The 19,731-nt window shown below is 69.9% G+C and carries 21 protein-coding genes; 7 read left to right on the forward strand and 14 right to left on the reverse strand.

From position 1 onward, the window contains the following. Positions 1 to 5: 5 nt before the first annotated feature. Positions 6 to 1,043 carry an FAD-binding oxidoreductase gene (locus ACWEIJ_RS00090; protein ID WP_449834993.1) on the reverse strand — a complete coding sequence of 346 codons (1,038 nt, stop codon included), beginning with the start codon at positions 1,041 to 1,043 and terminating at the stop codon, positions 6 to 8. Between the two features lie 71 nt (positions 1,044 to 1,114). On the opposite strand from ACWEIJ_RS00090, the gene ACWEIJ_RS00095 reads away from it, so the two are divergent. Continuing rightward, positions 1,115 to 1,987: a LysR family transcriptional regulator gene (locus ACWEIJ_RS00095; protein ID WP_449834994.1), complete on the forward strand. Its 873-nt coding sequence runs from the start codon at positions 1,115 to 1,117 to the stop codon at positions 1,985 to 1,987. 200 nt (positions 1,988 to 2,187) lie between these two features. Continuing rightward, a complete protein-coding gene (tuf, locus tag ACWEIJ_RS00100) occupies positions 2,188 to 3,372 on the forward strand; it encodes an elongation factor Tu (protein ID WP_449834995.1) in 1,185 nt (394 codons plus the stop codon). 78 nt (positions 3,373 to 3,450) lie between these two features. On the opposite strand, the gene ACWEIJ_RS00105 is transcribed toward tuf, so the two are convergent. Genes ACWEIJ_RS00105 through ACWEIJ_RS00130 form a run of 6 tightly spaced genes read right to left on the reverse strand, consistent with a single transcriptional unit; the run spans position 3,451 to position 8,366 of the window. Further along, positions 3,451 to 4,116, reverse strand: a complete 666-nt coding sequence (locus ACWEIJ_RS00105) for a DUF6766 family protein (protein WP_449834996.1) — start codon at positions 4,114 to 4,116, stop codon at positions 3,451 to 3,453. 28 nt (positions 4,117 to 4,144) lie between these two features. Next, on the reverse strand, positions 4,145 to 5,095 hold the full coding sequence (locus ACWEIJ_RS00110) for a TIGR03557 family F420-dependent LLM class oxidoreductase (RefSeq protein ID WP_449834997.1): 951 nt from the start codon (positions 5,093 to 5,095) through the stop codon (positions 4,145 to 4,147). Further along, a complete protein-coding gene (locus ACWEIJ_RS00115) occupies positions 5,092 to 6,849 on the reverse strand; it encodes a thiamine pyrophosphate-requiring protein (RefSeq protein WP_449834998.1) in 1,758 nt (585 codons plus the stop codon). Before ACWEIJ_RS00115 ends, ACWEIJ_RS00110 begins: the two co-directional genes overlap by 4 nt. Then, positions 6,846 to 7,568 carry a metallophosphoesterase family protein gene (locus ACWEIJ_RS00120; protein ID WP_449834999.1) on the reverse strand — a complete coding sequence of 241 codons (723 nt, stop codon included), beginning with the start codon at positions 7,566 to 7,568 and terminating at the stop codon, positions 6,846 to 6,848. The genes ACWEIJ_RS00115 and ACWEIJ_RS00120 overlap by 4 nt, the downstream gene beginning before the upstream one ends. Then, positions 7,565 to 7,813: a BON domain-containing protein gene (locus ACWEIJ_RS00125; RefSeq protein ID WP_449835000.1), complete on the reverse strand. Its 249-nt coding sequence runs from the start codon at positions 7,811 to 7,813 to the stop codon at positions 7,565 to 7,567. The genes ACWEIJ_RS00120 and ACWEIJ_RS00125 overlap by 4 nt, the downstream gene beginning before the upstream one ends. Beyond that, a complete protein-coding gene (locus tag ACWEIJ_RS00130; protein WP_449835001.1) occupies positions 7,776 to 8,366 on the reverse strand; it encodes a nucleotidyltransferase domain-containing protein in 591 nt (196 codons plus the stop codon). Before ACWEIJ_RS00130 ends, ACWEIJ_RS00125 begins: the two co-directional genes overlap by 38 nt. A 78-nt stretch (positions 8,367 to 8,444) precedes the next feature. On the opposite strand from ACWEIJ_RS00130, the gene ACWEIJ_RS00135 reads away from it, so the two are divergent. Next, entirely contained in the window at positions 8,445 to 8,681 is a 237-nt protein-coding gene (locus ACWEIJ_RS00135; protein ID WP_449835002.1) for a zinc-ribbon domain-containing protein, read from the forward strand. A gap of 49 nt (positions 8,682 to 8,730) precedes the next feature. On the opposite strand, the gene ACWEIJ_RS00140 is transcribed toward ACWEIJ_RS00135, so the two are convergent. After that, entirely contained in the window at positions 8,731 to 9,315 is a 585-nt protein-coding gene (locus tag ACWEIJ_RS00140) for a DUF998 domain-containing protein (protein ID WP_449835003.1), read from the reverse strand. Positions 9,316 to 9,451: 136 nt separating this feature from the next. Between ACWEIJ_RS00140 and ACWEIJ_RS00145 the strand changes: the two genes are divergently transcribed. Next, positions 9,452 to 10,135: an SRPBCC family protein gene (locus ACWEIJ_RS00145; protein ID WP_449835004.1), complete on the forward strand. Its 684-nt coding sequence runs from the start codon at positions 9,452 to 9,454 to the stop codon at positions 10,133 to 10,135. Beyond that, positions 10,132 to 10,956 (forward strand): alpha/beta fold hydrolase, encoded by an 825-nt coding sequence (locus tag ACWEIJ_RS00150; RefSeq protein WP_449835005.1) that lies wholly within the window; start codon positions 10,132 to 10,134, stop codon positions 10,954 to 10,956. Before ACWEIJ_RS00145 ends, ACWEIJ_RS00150 begins: the two co-directional genes overlap by 4 nt. On the opposite strand, the gene ACWEIJ_RS00155 is transcribed toward ACWEIJ_RS00150, so the two are convergent. The 5 genes from ACWEIJ_RS00155 to ACWEIJ_RS00175 all read right to left on the reverse strand — a co-directional run bounded on the left by ACWEIJ_RS00155 (position 10,866) and on the right by ACWEIJ_RS00175 (position 15,236). Further along, positions 10,866 to 12,071, reverse strand: coding sequence for an MFS transporter (locus ACWEIJ_RS00155; RefSeq protein WP_449835006.1), 1,206 nt, complete (start codon positions 12,069 to 12,071; stop codon positions 10,866 to 10,868). The two genes, ACWEIJ_RS00150 and ACWEIJ_RS00155, sit on opposite strands and share 91 nt — an antisense overlap. A gap of 28 nt (positions 12,072 to 12,099) precedes the next feature. After that, the gene (locus ACWEIJ_RS00160; protein ID WP_449835007.1) at positions 12,100 to 12,678 is read right to left on the reverse strand and encodes a Pr6Pr family membrane protein; all 579 of its coding nucleotides are present in this window, start codon (positions 12,676 to 12,678) and stop codon (positions 12,100 to 12,102) included. An 8-nt stretch (positions 12,679 to 12,686) separates the two neighbouring features. Beyond that, a complete protein-coding gene (locus tag ACWEIJ_RS00165; RefSeq protein ID WP_449835008.1) occupies positions 12,687 to 13,805 on the reverse strand; it encodes an NAD(P)/FAD-dependent oxidoreductase in 1,119 nt (372 codons plus the stop codon). 98 nt (positions 13,806 to 13,903) lie between these two features. Beyond that, entirely contained in the window at positions 13,904 to 14,824 is a 921-nt protein-coding gene (gene sigJ / locus ACWEIJ_RS00170; protein ID WP_449835009.1) for an RNA polymerase sigma factor SigJ, read from the reverse strand. Positions 14,825 to 14,837: 13 nt separating this feature from the next. After that, positions 14,838 to 15,236, reverse strand: coding sequence for a DUF2000 family protein (locus ACWEIJ_RS00175; protein WP_449835010.1), 399 nt, complete (start codon positions 15,234 to 15,236; stop codon positions 14,838 to 14,840). Between the two features lie 100 nt (positions 15,237 to 15,336). On the opposite strand from ACWEIJ_RS00175, the gene ACWEIJ_RS00180 reads away from it, so the two are divergent. Both ACWEIJ_RS00180 and ACWEIJ_RS00185 read left to right on the forward strand, forming a co-directional pair. Continuing rightward, the gene (locus ACWEIJ_RS00180) at positions 15,337 to 16,107 is read left to right on the forward strand and encodes an AraC family transcriptional regulator (RefSeq protein ID WP_449835011.1); all 771 of its coding nucleotides are present in this window, start codon (positions 15,337 to 15,339) and stop codon (positions 16,105 to 16,107) included. Between the two features lie 4 nt (positions 16,108 to 16,111). Continuing rightward, on the forward strand, positions 16,112 to 18,712 hold the full coding sequence (locus ACWEIJ_RS00185) for a BTAD domain-containing putative transcriptional regulator (RefSeq protein WP_449835012.1): 2,601 nt from the start codon (positions 16,112 to 16,114) through the stop codon (positions 18,710 to 18,712). Here ACWEIJ_RS00185 and ACWEIJ_RS00190 read toward each other — a convergent pair. After that, positions 18,681 to 19,703, reverse strand: a complete 1,023-nt coding sequence (locus ACWEIJ_RS00190; protein WP_449835013.1) for an FAD-dependent monooxygenase — start codon at positions 19,701 to 19,703, stop codon at positions 18,681 to 18,683. The two genes, ACWEIJ_RS00185 and ACWEIJ_RS00190, sit on opposite strands and share 32 nt — an antisense overlap. Between the last annotated feature and the right edge of the window lie 28 nt (positions 19,704 to 19,731).

The following is a 19,731-nucleotide window of genomic DNA, read 5'->3' on the forward strand; positions in this document are numbered from 1 at the left end:
ACCGCTCAGCCTACGGCGTACCGGAAGTTCCGCGCGGTGCCGATCACGAACGGCCGCACCTCGGCGAACACCTCCGCGTGCAGCGCTTCCACCCCGAGCCGAGGCGAGATCAGCTTGAGCACGTGGGTGGCCTCACCGCCGAGCGCTCCGCCCAGCACCATGATGCCGAGGAAGATGGGCACCTCGGCGCTGGCCGCCTTCTCGCGGACCCGGTGCAACGCGTCCAGCGGCAGGTCGTTCAGCAGGACGTTGTCGCCCTGGTAGGTGTGCGGCGGCAGCGGGGCGCCGGCGGCTTCCGCGTACGGCTTCGTGCCGAAGTCCTCGACCAGCACCGGGGCCACGCGCAGGTGGTCGACGTCGAACGGTTTCGTGCTCGCGAAGGTGAGGCGGACGACGTCACGGCCCCGCAGCGGTGCGGGGAAGACCGGGATGTCCGGGAACGAGATGGTGGTCAGCGACGGCGTGACGTGATCGGGCACGTCCCACTTGTGGAAGGCCTCGAAGACCACCTCCGCGTGGCTCGCGTCGAAGTACATCTCGCCCGCGTGGACCTGGTCGACGTCGAGGAGCTCGAACTCCAGCGCGGTGACGACGTCACCGACCTTCTCGGTGGCGCGGACGCGGTCGCTCGCGAAGCCGAACTCGCGGGCCAGCACGCCGTAGCCGCCGCCGAGGGTGTAGCCGACGACGCCGACGTCGCTCGCGTCGCCGCTGAGCGGGGCGAGGCCGTGAGGTGCGGCCTGCTCGATCACCTGCTGCCACACCGCGCCCGCCTCGACCCTCGCGATCCTGCGCTTCGGGTCGACCTCGACGGAGTTCATGCGCCTGGTGGAGATGAGGACGCCGGTGGTCGCGGTGGTGAGGCCGTGGCCCGTGGTCTGCACGGCGTACTCCAGGCCGTGCGACTCGGCGTACCGCACCGCTTCCTCGACGTCCCCGGCGTTCTCCACGGCGAAGATCACCTGCGGTTCGTGCTTCAGGCCGGTCTGGAAGCCGCTGCGTTCGTCGTCGTAACCGGTGTCGCCGGGGTAGTAGATCTGCATGTCTCCAAGCATGGTTGGCCTGCGCTTATATGTCCAAGATCTAGTTGTGTTCATGGCTATAATCGTTGGTTATGGAGCTTCGGCAGCTGGAGTACTTCGTCGCGGTCGTGGAGGAGGCCTCGTTCACGCGAGCCGCGGAACGGGTGCACGTCGCGCAGCCCGGGGTGAGCGCGCAGATCCGGCGGCTGGAGCGGGAGCTCGGGCACGACCTGCTGGACCGGTCGGGGCGCACCGTGACGCTGACCGACGTCGGGGCGGCCGTGCTGCCGCTCGCACGGGCGGCGCTGCGGTCGGTGGAGTCGGCCCGCCGGACCGTCGAGGAGATGGCCGGGCTGGTGCGCGGTGCCGTGCGAGTCGGCATGGTCGTGTCGTGCGGGATCATGGACCTGCCCGAGCTGCTGTCGTCGTTCCACGAGCTGCACCCCGGCGTGGAGATCACGTTGGCGGAGGCCAACTCCGACGTGCTGATCGCATCCCTTTTGGACGGTCAGCTGGACTTCGCCCTCGTCGGGTACGCCGGACCGGCGCCGGACGGGTTGTCGGTGCGGGTGCTGGCCGACGAACCGCTCGTGGCGGCGGTGTCCGCGGCGGATCCCTGGTACGGCAGGGAGTCCGTGCCGCTGGACGAGCTGCTGGAGCGCGGGTTGATCTGCCTGCCACCGGGCACCGGCCTGCGCGGGGCGCTGGACGCGGCCTGCGGCGGGCGGCAGCCGCGGATCGCACTGGAGGCCTCCGCGCCGCCGATGGTGATCACGCTGGCGCAGCGCGGGCTCGGGCCGGCGATCCTCGCCCAGTCGATGGCCGCCGACCTGCACGCGGTGCGGATCACCGATCCGTCGCCGCGAAGCCGGCTCTCGTTCGCGTGGCGCACCGAGGGACCGCACAGCCCGGCCGCACGGGCGTTGATCCGGCTCGCGGAAAACCACGTGACAGCGGATCTTTAGCCCTGTCATGATCGGCGCATGTTCCTGACGGCTGAGCACAACACGTTCGCAGGTGTTCCTGCGGGCGCGCTCGCCGTTGCCTCGGCACAGCCGGCCGGCGCCCGACTCTGACCCTTCTCCAGTCCGCTCCTTCAGGACCGCTGGAGGAGGGTCGTAGCGGTCCACGGTTCTGAGCTCTGCCAGCTACGAGGACAAGGGAAATGAAGCAGGAGTTCGTGCGCGCCAAGCCGCACCTCAACATCGGCACCATGGGCCACGTCGACCACGGCAAGACCACGCTGACGGCCGCCATCACCAAGGTTCTGTCCGAACTGGACCCGTCGGGCACCACCTTCACCGCGTTCGACCGCATCGACCGCGCGCCGGAGGAGCTCGCCCGCGGCATCACGATCAACATCGCGCACGTCGAGTACGAGACGTCCACGCGTCACTACGCGCACGTCGACATGCCCGGCCACGCCGACTACGTGAAGAACATGATCACGGGTGCGGCGCAGCTGGACGGCGCGATCCTCGTGGTGTCCGCGGAGGACGGCACGATGCCGCAGACGCGTGAGCACGTGGTGCTGGCGCGGCGGGTGGGCGTGCCATACGTGGTGGTGGCGCTGAACAAGGCCGACGCGGTGCACGACCCGGAGCTGCTCGACCTGGTGGAGCTGGAGATCCGCGACCTGCTGTCCAGGTACGGCTTCGACGGCGACGCCACGCCGGTGGTCCGGGTGTCCGGCCTGCGCGCGCTCCAGGGCGACCCGGAGTGGACGCGGTCGATCGTGCGGCTGCTGGAGGCCGTGGACGAGCACGTGCCGGTGCCGCAACGCGACCTGACCGGGCCGTTCCTGATGCCGATCGAGAACGTCCTGACCATCACCGGTCGCGGCACCGTCGTGACCGGGGCGGTGGAGCGCGGCGTGCTCGGCCTCGGCGACGCGGTCGAGGTGGTCGGTCTCGGCGCGGCCGTGTCGAGCGTCGCCACGGGCATCGAGACGTTCGGCAAGCCGATGCAGCAGGCCCAGGCGGGAGACAACGCCGCGGTGCTGCTGCGCGGGGTCAAGCGCGGCGAGGTCCGGCGCGGCCAGGTGCTGGCCCTGCCGGGCAGCGTGGCGCCGCACACCCGGTTCCGCGCGTCGGTGTACCTGCTGTCGGCCGCGGAGGGCGGCCGGCACACCGGGATCGTCTCGAACTACCGGCCGCAGTTCCACTTCCGCACCGGCGACGTCGTCGGCGTGGTCGAGCTGCTGGACGGCGCGCTGGCCCTGCCGGGCGACACCGTCGAGGTGGCGGTGGAGCTGGGCAAGCCGGTGGCGATGGACACCGGGCTGGGGTTCGCGATTCGCGAGGGCGGCCGGACCGTGGGTGCCGGCACGGTCGGCGAGATCCTCGCGTAAGGCGGCGGTGACGACCCGAGAAGGTGGTCGCGCTGCCTTGGTGAAAGCGTGGCGGGACAACGGTTCCGCCGCGCTTTCTCATCCGGACCTGTCGCTCACGTCGTGCGAGGCACCGACCGGTTTCGACTCGGGCGAGCCGCGCTGGCGCAGGTAGACGCTGAGAATGGCCATCGAGGCGATGGCGAGGAACTCGGACTGCCAGTTCTGCAGCGACCGGTTCCAGAAGTCCGAGCTCAGGAAGTACTCGAACAGCCCCATCTTCTCGGCCAGCGGGTCGGAGTTGTTGGCGTACCAGCCGGCGACCCACTGCGTCGACCACGAGAAGAGGAACAGCACCAGCATCGCCACACCGAGCGATGTCGAGTAGAACGTCGTCCGCCAGCCGCCGACGCGTGCCCACTTCGGCGAGTCCTCGGTGGTGTGCCGGCCGAGCTGCTGGTTCTCGTCGGTGTCGAGACCTGCCTTGTCCGCGGGCTTCGACTCGGGTGAACCGCGCTGGATCAGCCAGACGGTGGCGGTGACGTACAGGAAGAACTGCAGGTACTCGGACTGCCAGTTCTCCGCGACGTCGGCGATGAAGTCGGCGGAGAACAGGTACTGCCCCAGGGACAGCAGCGGCTGGCCCAGCGCAGCCTGACGCTCGTTGTAGTCGGCGTGGCCGGCGAAGAACTGACCGACCAGCGCCGCGAGGAACAGTCCTCCGAAACCGAGCGTCAGGCTGTGTTCGCGCAGGAACCTCCTCATAGGACCCGGATGCCCTGCGCGAACGCGGCTAAACCTCCAGCAGCGGAACCACTTCCTTGGCCCAGAACTCGAAGAACTCCCGCTGGTTCGAACCGATCTGCTGCACGTACAGCTCGTCGAACCCTGCGTCGGCGAACTCCTTCACCTTGGCCGCGTACCGCTCCGGGTCGGGGCCGCACGGGATCGCCGACCCGATCATCTCCGGCGTCACGAGCTCCGAGGCCTGCTCGAAGTGCTTGGGCGTGGGCAGCACCTGGGCCAGTTCGCCGGGCAGGCCGTCGTTGGGCCACAACCGGTGCGCGGTCCGCACGGCGTCCTCTTCGGACTCGGCGTAGCAGACCTTGAGCCCGCTCTGCGCCGGGCCGCGGCCGCCCTCGGCGCGGTACTGCTGCACCAGGTCCCCGGACGGGCCGACGCAGATGTAGCCGTCGCCGCAGCGGGCCGCGACCTTGACCGCCTTGGGACCGAACGCCGACACGTAGATCGGCACCGGTCGTTCGGGCGCGGTGTAGATGCGGGCGTTCTCGACGGTGTAGTGCTTGCCGTGGTGGGTGACCTCGTCGCCCTGGTGCAGCGTGCGGATGAGGCCGATCGCCTCCTCCAGCATCTCCAGCCGCACGTCGGCGGACGGCCAGTGATCACCCAGCACGTGCTCGTTCAGCGCCTCGCCGCTGCCCACGCCGAGCACGAACCGGCCCTCGCACTGCACCGCGGCGGTGGCCGCGGCCTGGGCGATGACCGCCGGGTGGATGCGAACGATCGGGCAGGTCACAGCGGTCGTGATGGGCAGCGACACGGTCTCCGACAACGCGCCGATCGTGCCCCACACGAACGGCGACTGGCCCTGCTCGTCGTTCCACGGGTGGTAGTGGTCGGAGATCCACAGCGCTTCGAAGCCGTGTTCGTCGGCCAGGCGCGCGTGCCGGACCAGGTCGCGCGGACCGTGTTCTTCTGAGGACAGGAAGTAGCCGAGTTTCACGGGAGGAGCTCCTGGATCTTGGTCTGCAGGCCGCGGCGCAGGACGTCCCACGCGTCGGGGTCGCCGCGCAGCACCGCTTCGGTCATGTCCTTGATCTGGTCGAACGTCGCGTGCGGCGGAATCGGCGGCACGTTCGGGTCGCAGCGCACGTCGAGCACGACGGTGCCGTCCGACGCCAGCGCGGTCTCCCAGGCGGGGCCGAGCTGGTCCGGTGCGTCGACCTCGATGCCCTGCAGGCCGATCGAGCGCGCGTAGGCCGCGTACGACACGTCCGGAAGCGTTTGCGACTCCTCGAACTTGGGTGCGCCGCCCATCGCGCGCAGCTCCCACGTGACCTGGTTGAGGTCGTTGTTGTGGAACACGCACACGACACATCGGATGCCATAACGCTTGAACGTCAACAACTCCGCCATGCCGTTCATCTGCATGGCGCCGTCACCGACCAGTGCGATCAACGGGCGTTGCGGTTGAGCGAAGGCGGCGCCCAGCGCGTACGGGACCGCGCAGCCCATCGTCGCCAGCGTGCCGGACAGCGACGACCGCACGTTGCCGTGGATCTTCAGCAGCCGGGCGTACCAGTTGGTCGCGGAACCGGAGTCCGCGGTGACGATCGCGTTGGCGGGCAGGCGTTTCGACAGCTCCGAGACGATCCGCATCGGGTTGACCGGGTCGGCGGGCACCTCAGCCTGCCGTTCCACGACCTCCCACCAGCGCTCGACGTTCTTCTCGATCGTGTGCCGCCACGAGCGGTCGGTCTTGCGCTCCAGCAACGGGATCAGCGATCGCAGCGTCTCCCGCGCGTCACCGACGAGGTTGACCTCGGTCGGGTAGCGCATGCCGATCGCGCGGCCGTCGACGTCGATCTGCACGCCGCGCGCCTTGCCGTACTGCGGCAGGAACTGCGAGTACGGGAAGTTCGAGCCGACGATCAGCAACCGGTCGCAGTCGCGCATCAGCTCGTACGAGGGCCGGGTGCCCAGCAGTCCGATCGAGCCGGTCACGAACGGCAGGTCGTCGGGCAGCACGTCCTTGCCCAGCAACGCCTTCGCGACGCCCGCGCCGAGCATCTCGGCGACCTCGCGCACCTCCGCGGCCGCGCCGCGAGCGCCCTGGCCGATGAGGATCGCGACCTTCTCGCCGCTGTTGAGCACCTCGGCCGCGCGCCGCACCTCGTCGTTGGCCGGCACGACGCAGGACGACGGCCGGGACGGCGGGCTCGACGGGATGTACTTGAACTCGTGCTTGGGCGGCTCGTAGTCCTGCTCCTGCACGTCGTTCGGGATGATCAGCACGGCCGGTGCGCGGTCGGCCTGGGCCGTGCGCATCGCCCGGTCCAGCGCGTTCGGCAGCTGCTCCGGCACGGTGACGTCGACCAGGTACGAGGCCACGTCGCGGAACAGCGAGTGCAGGTCGACCTCCTGCTGGTAGCTGCCGCCCTGTGCGCTGCGCGCGGTCTGGCCGACGATCGCGACGACCGGCACGTGGTCGAGCTTCGCGTCGTACAGGCCGTTGAGCAGGTGGATGGCGCCGGGGCCGGACGTCGCGAGGCACACGCCGACGTCGTCGCTGAACTTCGCGTAGCCCACCGCGGCGAACGCGGCCATCTCCTCGTGCCGGGTCTGGATGAACGCCGGGTCGTTGTCCGCCTTGCCGAACGCGGCCACGATCCCGTTGATGCCGTCGCCGGGATACGCGAACACCTGCTTCACACCCCAGTCGCGCAGGCGTTGGACGATGAAGTCGCCGACGGTCATGAGGAGTTCCCTTCCAGCACGTACACCGTGTAGGCGGAGCGGATGATCGGCTGCGCGACGTTGCGGACCCGCACCCCGCCCGGCGTCATGCCCTGTTCGGTGCCGAAGTGCGCGTGGCCGTGCACGGCGAGCTGCGTGCCGGTGGCGTCGATCGCCTCACCGAGCAGGTACGAGCCGAGGAACGGGTAGATCTCCGGCGGCTCACCGCGCAACGTGTCGGGCACCGGCGCGTAGTGGGTGAGCGCGACCTTGATGTCGGTGTCCAGTTCGGACAGCGCGCCCTTCAGGGTCTCCGCGATGTCGCAGGTGTGCTGGATGAACGCCTTCATCTCGCGCTCGCCGAACGCGCTCCCGCACTTGCCGGCGAACCCGCCGCCGAACCCCTTGACCCCCGCGATGCCGATCGAGCACCCGTTCGCCCGATGGGTGAACGTCGTGCCCTCCAGCACGTTGATGCCCTTGTCCTCCAGGGTTTTCGCGACCTCCAGCGGCTTGTCGTCGTGGTGGTCGTGGTTGCCCAGCACGGCGACCACGGGCACCGGCAGGTCCGCGAACTCGTCGGCGACCACGGCGGCCTCCTCGACCGTGCCGTGCCGGGTCAGGTCGCCGGCCAGCAGCAGGATGTCCGCGTGATCGCCGACCTTCTCCAGCGCGGGACGGAGGTGGCCGCGCATGTCCTCGCCGAGGTGGATGTCCCCGACGGCGGCGACGCGGATCATCGCAGGTCCTCCTCACCTTGCGGCTCGCCCGCCGGCGTCACCCGCACGTCGTTGAGGATCTTCAACTCGGGCGCCGCCTCGTGCAGGACCTCTTCCACCAGCGCACGCCGTTCCTCGCACGCCACGTCACCGGAGAGCATCACGTGACCGCCGCGCACGGTGATCCGCACGCCGAGCTCGGCCGTTCTGGGGTCCTCCGCCACCGCCCTACGCAGGTTTGCCGCGAGGTACTGCTCGGATTCCATTGCCCCTCCCGATGATCTCCAGGCGTTCGATGAGCACCAGGAACGCTTCGGCGTACGGCGAGTGCTTGGTGTCCTCGCGCACCTGTTCCCAGTCGATCTGCTCTCTGAGGGCGCGCGCGAACGGCAGCAGCTCGCTGAAGTCGCAGCGATGCCCGTCCAGCACCAGCAGCTTGCTGGTCAGCACGAACGTCGCCGGCATCACCGGCAGCATCACCGACCCGACCGGCATCTCCTCCGCCATGGCCAGCGTCTCGTCGGTGACCGGGCGTTCGTTGGGCCGGAACAGCAGATCCACCAGCGAGTCGCCGTCGTAGACCTTCAGCAGCCAGTCCTCCGGTGGCTCCGCGGCCCTCAGTCCACGCCGCACCAGCACCCGCACGGCCTCCGTCGCGTCCTGCTCGCGGACCAGGAGGTCGACGTCGTGTTCACTCGCCGGTCCGCCGCGCGCATAGCCCGCACACCCGCCCGTCAACGCGAAGGGGATCTCCGCGCTGCGCAGGGCGTTGGCGACTTTGGTCAGCGTCCGCAGCAGCTCGTCCTGCACGTCGCTCATGCCGTGCCGGTTACCCACCCGGGCGCAACGAGAATCACCGGCAGCGCGTCAAAGAGTCAACAGACCCCGGGAGTGCACATGCTGATCCTCTTCGGCTGGCGGACGACGATCGACCAGCTGCGCATGCTGTCGCTGGTGTGCGGGCACTGCCACAACCAGGCGGCGCACCACCTGTTCCGCCGCCGCACCAAGCCCACGATCTTCTTCATCCCGCTGTTCACCATCAGCAGCCGGTACGGGCTGCAGTGCACGTTCTGCGGGGTCTCCTACGACATCAGCAAGGCGCACGCTCTTCAGCTCGGCGCGCACGTCTGACAGCCGGGCGCGTGCTGGTCGGTGGTGACGCGCCCGCAGTCGGGGCAGATCAGTTCGAGAAGGCAGGCCGGCTCAGCTTCAGGGACACGGCCGACGTCCACAGCCAGCCGATCGTCGCCACGACGTAGAGCAGCACGGTTCCGGACGGGTTGCCCAGGAACGCCATCGGCACCATCAGCAGCAGGCCCGTCAGGCCGCTCATCACCGCCAGCCATCCCCCGAGCCTACGCGCGAACACGAAGCAGGCGCCGATCCAGCCGATCATGGCGAGACCGAACGCCACCGCGTGCAGCACGCCGTGCCACGAGATCGAGTCCGGGACGGTGTCCGGTGTGCCCGCCGGGAAACCGAGCGCCGGGTCGGCGGTGAACACCCCGCCCAGGATCATCCCCACGCCCATCAGGCCGATCAGACGCGCTCCCCACTTCGAGAACCTGGCCATGCCCGTGGCGGCGATGACGAACAACGCGCCGCTCGCGATGAAGTTCGCGACCTGGATCCAGCCGAGCGAGCCCAGGCTGAGCATGCTGAACGGGTGCCGCGTCAGGTCGAAACCTTCGCGGGTGAGGGCCTGGGCGTACCCGACGACCAGGTAGAGCGGGCCGGCGACGACGCCACATGCGATGCGGGACATGACTTCCTCCTCCAACGGGTGACGGCGAGAACCGAACCACCGACAACTTTTTTTGTCAAGACTAGCTTCGCTGTCTTGACTACTGGAGTTGTCGGTACGAGGATGAGAGCATCCACCCGAGCCAGGAGGAGAGCTGATGGGCCACGCGTTCGAGAGCACCGACGAGATCGAGGTGCCGGCGTCCGTCGAGGAGGTCTGGACGGCCATCGCGACGGGGCCCGGCATCGACTCCTGGTACATGGGCCGCAACGAGGTCGCGAACGGCCAGGTCAAGATGGCCTTCGGCGACTACCGGCCGACCAGCGAGATCACCGCGGCGGAGCCGGGCCGCCACTTCGCGTACGACAGCGGCAAGGCACCTGACGGCCGGTTCGTCGCCTACGAGTTCCTGGTCGAGGGCCGCGAGCACGGCAGCACCGTGCTGCGGATGGTCACGAGCGGCTTCCTGCCCGGCGACGACTGGGCCGACGAGTTCGAGGCGATGCAGCTCGGTGGCGCGCTGTTCGTCAGCACGCTCAGGGAGTACCTGACGCACTTCCCCGGCCGCACGGCCCGGCCGATCACGGTCTTCGGGCCGGTGATCAGCGACTGGGACGAGGCCTGGAAGAAGCTCGACGACGCGATCGCCGTGAGGCTCCCGGACGCCGTCGAGTTCCACCGCAACGCCCACACCCTCGCCCTGCGCACCGACCGGGGCCTGTACCGCTTCATGCGCGGGTTCTTCGGCCCGTTCATCGCCGCGCACAACGTCTTCGAGGGCGACGAGTCCGAACAGGACTGGCAGGTCTTCCTCGACACCACCCTGGGAGAGCAGGCATGACGCGCTTCACCACCTCCGCCGACGGCACCGAGATCGCGTACTCGATCACCGGTTCCGGGCCCGCGCTGATCCTCGTGGACGGTGCGATGTGCCACCGCGTGTTCGGCCCGTCCACCGAGCTGGCGTCCGTGCTGGACAAGAACTTCACCGTCTACACCTACGACCGGCGCGGTCGCGGCGCGACCGGTGACGGTGCGACGCCGTGGTCGGTCGAGCGCGAGATCGAGGACATCGCCGCGCTGATCGGGGAAGCCGGCGGCAGCGCGTTCGTGTTCGGCCAGTCCTCCGGCGCGGTGCTGGCGCTCGACGCGGCGACGAGGCTGCCGTCGATCACCAGGCTCGCGGTCTACGAGCTGCCGATGGTCGTGGACGACACGTACACCCCGCGGCCCGCCGACGTCGTGGCCACGATGGACGGTCTCATCGCGCGCGGTGAGCGTTCCGCCGCGCTGACGATGTTCATGAAGATGGTCGGCGTGCCCGGCATCGGCCTCGCGGTCATGAAGCTGACCCCGGTGTGGAAGAAGCTCAAGCCGGTCGCCCACACGCTGCCGTGGGACCTGCGCATCCTCGGTGACGACGGCCGCGGCGAGCCGTTGCCGGCGGACCGCTGGCACATCAAGGTGCCGACGCTCGTCATGAACGGCGGCAAGAGCCCCGAGTACCTCCGCAACACGATGAGGAACGCCGCGGAGGTGCTCGGGGACGTGGAGTACCAGGAGCTACCCGGTCAGACGCACATGCTCAAGTCGTCGGCGGTGGCACCGGTGCTGGTGGAGTTCTTCTCGCGGGCCCAGCGCACCGCCGGTCCCATCGCGTAGCCGGCCACGACGAAGAGCCCGCCGACCAGCAGCCAGCCGAGCGAGCCCCAGCCGAGCACCACAGTGGTCAGCAGCGCGGGGCCGACCATGCGGGCGACGGCCGTGCCGGTGGCGAAGAAGCCCTGGTACTGACCCTGCCGGTCGGCGGGCGCGAGGGAGAAGCTGATCTCCCACGCGCCGGAGGCGAGCATCATCTCGCCGAGCACCTGCAGTGCGGCGGCCACGATCAGCATCGCGGCGCCCTGCCAGGCGCCGAGGCTGAACGCCGTCACCGCGAACACCGCGCAGGACGCGAGCAGGACCACCCCGGCGTGGCGGACGAGCTTCGACGCGCTGCCGAGGTCGGTGGCGCGGCGGGCGATCTTCACCTGGAACAGCACGACCGCGCCGGTGTTGAGCACCAGCAGCGCGGCCGCGAGCCACGTCGGCGCCTGCGTCCGCTGGACGATCCACAGTGGAATGATCAGGCTCAGCAAGGGCATGTAGAGCAGCATCACCGCGTTGATCAACGTGATCAGCGCGTACGGGCGGTCCTTCAGCACGTCGAACCTGCCCTTGGCGCGGGTCATCACGGTCTCCGGCAGCGTGCTCAGGATCACCGCGGCGGCGAGGAAGCTGAGCGCGTCGAGCACGAACACGGCCGTGTAGGCGGCTTCGGTGCCCAGGTGCAGCGCGAGGCCGCCCATCGCCGCGCCGATCGCGATGCCCGCGTTGGCCGTCGACTGGATCCGCGCGCGGGCCCGCGTCCGTTCCTCGGGGGTCGTGAGGCCGGCGAGCAGGGCCTGCCTGGACGCCTGCAGTCCACTCTGGAAGCTCGCGTACAGGCACATGACCAGCACGAACGCCGCGAAGCTCCGGGTGAACAGCAGGATCGAGATGCTCGTCGCCGTCGCGGCGGCCAGCACGACGGCCGTGGTGCGCGGGCCGAGCCGGTCGGCGACGTGGCCCAGTGCCACGCCCGCGACCGCTCCGACGCCCCACGCGAGGGTCAGCGCGAGGCCGACCCGTGCCGCGCTCAGGCCGACGATCTGGGTGAAGTACAACGCCGAAACGACGAGGAACCCGCCGTCACCGATCGAGTTCGTCAGCTGCGCGTACGCGAGTCGCCTGGTCATGCCTTAGACCGTATGGCGTCGATTGGCCCTAGTCGTGGGACAAGACCGCGTTGCTTCTTTGGGCCAATTTCGTGCCGGTCCACGACACCACGTAGGCCAGCGCGGCGATGACCACCGCGACGAACACGCAGGTCAGGAGCACGTCGCCGTACCCGTGCGGGCGCGGGTCGAGGAACGGGTACGGGTACCAGCCCGCGATCGGGCCCCGGACCAGCGTGTACGTCAGGTAGACCAGCGGGAAGGACAGCCAGATCCACGCTCTCGTCGTCTTCTCGGGCGCGATGAGCCATTCCACGACCACGAGGACCGGTGCGACGACGTGCAGCACCCAGTTCGCGTAGGCGGGTGTCTGCACGTCGATGCCCCGCAGCAGCAGTGCGTAGACGATGCCCGTGGTGGTCATGTAGAGCACGGCCGCGCCCCTGATCTGCCCGGAGACCGGGCCGAAAACGCCCAGCAGCGCCACCACCGCCGCGAAGACGTTCGACAGCACGGTGAAGTAGCCGAAGTGGTTGACGAGGCGGAACCGCTCCCCCAACGCCACCACCAGGTACACCTCTGCCGAAAGGACCAGCAGGAACACGGCCATCCGGAGCAGCTTGATCACGCTCAGCATTAGAGCGCGGTTTCGAGCACCTCGCTGGCCACGGTGACCTGCCGGCGCCGAGCCGGCAGCATCAGCGTCGGGTGTTCAACGCTCCAGGCCGCCGCCTTGCAGATCAGCTCCTTGAGACGGACGGCGGCCTTGCCGGTGAGAGCGGACGGCTTGGGCTGGTCGTCGGGAGTCACCCACTGCATGAGGGCGTCGTTGCGGCCGAGGCTGATGCACTGGCCGTTGTAACCGATCTTGTTCCGCGGGACCTCACGACCGGTCAGGCGCGCAGCGATGGCATCGGCCGCGAGGTAGGCCGTCGGCACGCCAGACGCGCACGACATCCGCAACGCCTTGCCGCTCCCACCGGGCGCGAACGCGGCGTCACCGACGGCGTACACGTCCGGGTGAGAGACCGACCGCATCGTGTCGTCGACGACGATCTGGCCCGTCTCCGTGACCTGCAAGGTGGTGGCCGCGGCGATGGGGTGGACGGCAAACCCGGTGGTCCACACGGTGACGTCGGCGTCGATCGTGCCGCCGTCGGTGTGCTCGTGCACAGTGATGCCGAGCCGGTCGAACACCTGGCGCAGGTGCTGCTGCGCCTTCTCGCTCAGCCAATCGCCGAGCGAACCGCGTGCAGCGAGCGACACGCGCAGGTCCGGCCGGGCTTCGGCGATCTCGGTGGCCGCCTCGATGCCCGTGAGGCCACCACCGACGACGAGCACGGTCGCACCCGCACCGAGAGCGGCGAGTCGTGCACGCAACCGTTGCGCCGACTGCTTTGAGGCGATGTCGTAGGCGTGCTCCGGGACACCGCGGGCGGCACTGCCGAGCGCGTACACGAGGGTGTCGTAGGCGATGTCGCCGCAGTCCGTGGTGACGGTCTTGCGTTCGGCGTCGACCGCGGTGACGCGCGCGAGCCGGACGTGCACGCCGGTGCCCGCGAAGACGTCGGTCAGCCTGCGGACCTTCAGGTCCTGGCCGGCCGCCAGCTGGTGCAGGCGGATGCGTTCGACGAACTCCGGGTCGGCGTTGACGAGCGTGATCTCGGTGCCGGACGGGTGCAGCCGCCGGGCGAGGCGACCGGCCGCGTTGGCTCCGGCGTATCCGGCCCCGAGAACGACGATGCGGTGCTTCATGGTTTCGCTCCTGTCTGGTTCGTTGCCGATCTGGTTCGTGATCGCCTCCTGAACCGGACAGCGCCGCGAAACCTGACAGGACCGTCCTGTGAGCTGCGTCACCAGCTCTCGACGAGCGGCTCCCCGCGGTCGGCCGCGGCCCACTCGCGGTTGGCGCGGTCGAGCTTGGCGGGGTTGACCTGCAGGAGGACCGAAGTGATGCCCTCCGTGGTGACCTCCAGCGCCATGACGCCGAAGACCCGATCACCGGCCTGCAGCACCAGCGCGGGCACACCGTTGGCGACCGCGGCGAACAGCGCGAGGTGACCACCGGCCAGCGCCCGCTTGGCCTCGTCGGGGGTGAACAGCGTGCGGAGGAACCTCGCCACCCGCAGCGCACCGGTGATCGGCTTCGGCAGGCTGAAGAACACACCGCCGGCGTCGCCCACCCCCATCGCGTCGTCGGCGAGCAGCTTCACCAACGAGTCGGTGTTGCCGCTGAGCGCCGCCGCGAGGAACTCCTCGACGATCTTGCGCGCGCCGGCCGCGTCCACCTCCACGCGGGTCCTGCCGGTGGCGAGGTGCTGCTTGGCGCGCCGGTAGATCTGCTGCACGTTCGTTTCGGTGAGGTCGAGGACCTCGGCGATCTCGCCGTGCGCGTACCCGAACGCCTCGCGCAGCACGTAGACGACCCGTTCGTTGGGCGAGAGCCGTTCCATCAGGGTCAGCATCGCGATCGAGACCGATTCGCGCTGCTCGACGGTCTCAGCGGGACCGAGCATCCGGTCGCCCGCGAAGACCGGTTCCGGCAGCCACTGCCCGACGTAGGTCTCGCGCCTGGCCCGCGCCGAGGTGAGCCGGTTGAGGCAGATGTTGGTGAGCACCTTCGTCAGCCAGGCCTCCGGCGTCTCGATGAGCGCGTGATCGGCGGCCTGCCAGCGCAGGTAGGTGTCCTGCACCGCGTCCTCCGCGTCGGCCGCCGACCCCAGCAGCCGGTAGGCGATCGCTTCCAGCCGCGGCCTGGACTCCTCGAACAGCATGGTTCGAAGTAGATCACGGATGCATGCGCGCGCCCTTGAAGATTTTGTCGACGGCGTTCTTCTGGCCGTGCACGGCGATTCCGACCAGGTCCAGGTCCTGGGTGTGGACCTTGCGCACGGCCGCGCGGTTGTCGTCGTCGTTGCCGGTCGCGAACAGGTCGGCGGTGAAGATGGCCATCGGCTGGTTGCGGTTGAGTGCGCGCTCGTGGGCCTTCTTGAGCAGGTTCTGGTCGCCCTGAAGGACCACCACGGGCTGGCCGAACATCGGGAGGTAGTGCACGTCGTCGGCGTCCACGTACGGCTTGCCGCGGAGCTCGTCGGGCAGGCCGCTGACGAGGAAGGCGGTGACGTTCAGCGCCTGCCAGCCGGCCAGGTCGTCCCGCAGCAGCACAGCGATCTTGGTGTCGAACATGGGTCTCACGATTGCGGCCGTCCGGTGGTGGCGTCTTGTACGTTCTTGACATGGGTGTCGCCGCGTGGAAGCTGTGCCTGGAACGAGTAACCAGAACAACATGGTGAGCCAGCAAGGCTCGGCCTGGCGGCCGGCAGTACCGGGCGTGAAGGAGGTCTTCCACGCCTCTTTCACCACGCACGTCTACCCCGCACACACGCACGACGCGTGGACGTTGATGCTGCTCGACACGGGTGCTGTGCGCTACGAACTGGACCGGCACGAGCGCGGCGCGCTGGTCAGCGGCGTCACGCTGTTGCCGCCGCACGTGCCGCACGACGGAAGGTCCGCCCACCCGACCGGATTCCGCAAGCGCGTGCTGTACCTGGACGGTTCGGTGCTGCCGGGCGAGCTGATCGGCAAGGCCGTGGACACGCCGATGCTGGTCGACCCGCTGCTGAAGCAACGCGTGCATCAGCTGCACCTCGCGCTGGACGAGCCGTTCGAGGCGGCGAGCCGGCTGGCGTTGATCATCGAACGCCTCACCCACCACTTCGCGCGCACCGCGCCGGTCGTCCACGCGGATCCCACGCTGGCGGACCGGTTGCGGCAGCTGCTCGACGCGTCGCTGCCCGGCGGGATGACGTTGAACGCGGCCGCGCAGGAACTGCAGACGAGCCCGACGCACCTGGTGCGGGCGTTCAGCAGGCGCTTCGGGCTGCCGCCGCACCAGTACCTGACCGGGCGGCGGGTGGATCTCGCGCGCGGGTACCTGGTGGAGGGACGGCCGGCGGCGGAGGCCGCGGTGCTGGCCGGGTTCCACGACCAGTCGCACCTCACGCGCCATTTTCGCCGTGTCCTGGGTACGAGCCCCGGCCGGTTCGTACGCTGACACCGTGCACGTCGGCATTCTCGGCCCCGTTGAGGCGCATTCCCCGGACGGCAAGGTCTCGGTGGGTGGCCCGCGGCCGCGCACCCTGCTGGCGTTGCTGGCGCTGCGGGTGGGTGACATCGTCCCGCTCGACCGGTTGATCGACGGGCTCTACGGCTCCGAACCGCCCTCGGACGCCGCCAATGCGTTGCAGGGACAGGTTTCCCGGCTGCGCAGGGCACTCGGGGACGCCTCGCTGATCGAGTTCCACCCGGCCGGCTACCGGCTGGCGCTGGAGGCCGCGCACGTCGACGCGCACCGGTTCGCGGAGCTGGCCGCGGAGGGCCAGCGGGCGCTGGAACACGGTGATCCGCAGGGTGCGGAATCCCTTTTGTCCGAGGCACTTCAGCTGTGGCGCGGTCCCGCGCTCGCCGACGTCGACGCGCCGGACCACGCGACTCGCCTGGAGCAGCAGCGGTCCGCCGCCACGAACGCGCTGATCGCCGCGCGCATCCGGCTCGGCAAGGCCGACGTGCAGGAGATCTCCGACCTCGTCGCGCGGCACCCGTTGGACGAACGCCTGCGCGGCTACCTGATGCAGGCGCTGCACCAGCAGGGACGGCAGGCCGAGGCGTTGCAGGCCTTCGAGGACGCGCGGGCGTTGCTGGCCGAGGAGCTCGGCGCGGATCCGTCGCCGGAACTGCGCGCGATCCACCTGCAGATCCTGCGCGGGCAGACCCACCGGGAGTTGCCCGCGCAGCTCACGAGCTTCGTCGGCAGGCAGGAGGAACTGCGGCGGCTCGCCTCGCTGACGTCGCGGCTGGTCACCCTGACCGGGCCCGGCGGCGCGGGCAAGACCCGGCTCGCGCTGCAGAGCGCCGGTCCCGGGGCGATCTTCGTCGATCTGGCGCCGGTGAAGGACGTGCCGGCGGCGACGCTGCAGGCGTTGGGGCTCAAGGAAACCGTGCTGGCGCCGGAGGACCGGCTCACACTGGCGTTGCGCGAGCGCGACGCGTTGCTGATCCTCGACAACTGCGAGCACGTGATCGTCCAGGCGGCCCAGCTGGCGCAGCACCTGCTCAGCACGTGCCCCTCGTTGCGCATTCTGGCGACGAGCCGGGAACCGTTGGGGATCACCGGCGAGACGCTGTGCCCGGTGCCACCCTTGCAGCCGGAGCAGAGCGTGGCGTTGTTCGTCGACCGCGCCCGGCTGGTGAACCCGGCGTTCGTGCAGGACCGGCACACCGTCGACATCTGCCGCGAGCTGGACGGCCTGCCGCTCGCCATCGAGCTCGCGGCGGCACGCACCCGGACGTTGACCGCCGAGGAGATCTCGTCGCGGCTCGACGACCGCTTTCGCTTGCTCACCAAGGGAAACCGCGCCGCGGCACCACGCCACCAGACGCTGCGCGCCGTCGTGGAGTGGAGCTGGGACCTGCTCGACGCGGACGAACGCGACCTGGCGGCGGCGCTCGCGACGTTCAGCGGCGGCGCGACGCTGGAGGCCGTCGAACAGGTCTGCGGGCACGACCTCGAAGTGCTGGAAGCGCTGGTGGACAAGTCGTTGGTGGAGGCCGTCGACGGCCGCTACCGCATGCTGGAGACCATCCGCGAGTTCTGCTCGCGGCACGGGCGGGCGGACGCCGAGCACGCCGCGTACTTCCTCGCCCTCGCCCGGCGGGCGGATCCCGAGCTGCGCCGGCACGACCAGGTGCGGTGGTTCGCGCGGCTGACCGCGGAGCACGCGAACTTCCTGCAGGCGATCGAGTGGGCCACCGAGCACGACCAGGACCTGGCGTTGCAGCTGGTCTCGGCGCTGTCGTGGTACTGGTACGTGAAGGGCAGCCGCACGGAAGTCCAAGGCGCGGCGCGGAAACTCCTCACCCGCGTGCCGGAGCAGTCCACAGAGGAGTACGCGATCCTGCTCGCCCTGGCCGCTCCGGAACGCGTGCAGAACGTGCTGGAGGGCCTGAGCGGTCCGATCAAGCAGCCGTTCGTGCTCATCGCGTGGGCGATGCTCAGCGGTCCACCGGACCCCGGCGCGCCGCGCACGCGACTGCAGGACGAGGTCGAGAGCAGCCAGGACCCGTGGATCCAGGGGCTGCTCGGCTTCAGCAACTCCTACACCGGCTGGGCCGCGACCGGCGACCGGGCGAAGGCGATCGCCCAGGCCCGCTCGGCGCTGCGGCAGTTCCAGGACCTGGGCGAACGCTGGGGCGCGGCCCAGGTCATGGACGTGCTGGCCAACCTGACCGAGGACCCGCACGAGGCCCTCGCCCTGACCGACGAGGCCCTGCGCGCGGTCGGCGAGCTGGGCGCCGAGGAGGAGCTCGCCGAGCTGCGCGGGCGGCGCGCCGACCGGTTGCTCGACCTCGACGTGGTGGACGAGGCCGAGCGCGACTACCTGCAGGCGCTGGCGATGGCGACGCAGGCGGGCCTGGCCGCGACTCGGGCGCTCGCGAACGCGGGCCTGGCCAAGATCGCCCAGCGGCGGGGCGATCTCGTGCGCGCCGAGCAGCTGCTGCGGGAGGCGCGGCAGGAGCTCGGGTTCGGGTGGATGCACAAGGCGGCCATGCTGCAGGTGGAGGAGCTGTTCAGCGAACTGGTGCGTAGTCGGGAAGCTTGATCGCGGTGGCCGCCCTCATGTCCATCCGGGCGACCGTCGGCATCTTCGGCAGCAGTCCGAACATCCGGTCCCGCGCCCACATCCCGAGCCGGGTCGCGGGCGCGAGGAACGGGCCCGGATTGCCCTGACAGCCGCGCGCGTACGGTCCGATCAGGGCCTCGTACCTCGCGAACGCGTTCCCTCCCGCCGCCATCTCCCCCGCCAGCACGTAGGCCGAGACGACCGCGAGCCCGGTTCCCATGCCGCCCAGCGTGGATCCGTACCCGGCGTCACCGATCAGCGTGACCCGGCCGGAGCTCACGGCCGGCATCCGCACCTGGCTGATCGAGTCGAAGTAGACGCCGGACGAGATCAGCTCGAACGGCATCAGCTCCGGCGGCACCGACGACCTGTACATCAGCCACCCCGGTGCGGTCACCGCGCCCGGTGTGCAGGTCAGGTCGCGGTCGTCGCCGTCGGCGTCCCAGATCGCGAAGTAGTAGCCCTGGAACCTGGGCCGGTAGCCGGGGAAGACCAGCCGCCGCACGCCGGACCGCATGCCGTCCGCGCCGATCACGAAGTCGAACCGGCGCGACGGCCCGCGCGCGAAGGTGACGTCGACACCGGCGCCGTCGTCGTGCAGCGAGGTGATCCAGTCGCCGAACACGTACTCGGCCTCGGCGGCGCTCGCCTCGTACAGCAGCCGGGACAGGTCACCGCGGCGGATCTCCACCTCCCCTCCGGTGAACGACGCGGGCAGCCGCGCCCGTTCGCGTCCGTCGGGGTCGCGGAACACCATGTCACGCGGTGAGGTCTGCGCTGCCAGCACGGCGTCGAGCACGCCCATCCGCCGGAGCACGGACAGGTGCGCCTCGCCGCGGAAGTCCACGGCCCGACCGCCGGGCCGCAACGACGGTGCCCGCTCCACGACCGTGGGCGAGCAGCCGAAACGTGCCAGCCAGTGGGCGAGCGCGGGCCCGGCGATGCCCGCTCCCGAGATCAAAACGTCCATGCCGGGAAGGGAACGCCGGGCCGCTGAC

This window comes from Lentzea sp. NPDC004789, from assembly GCF_053601075.1.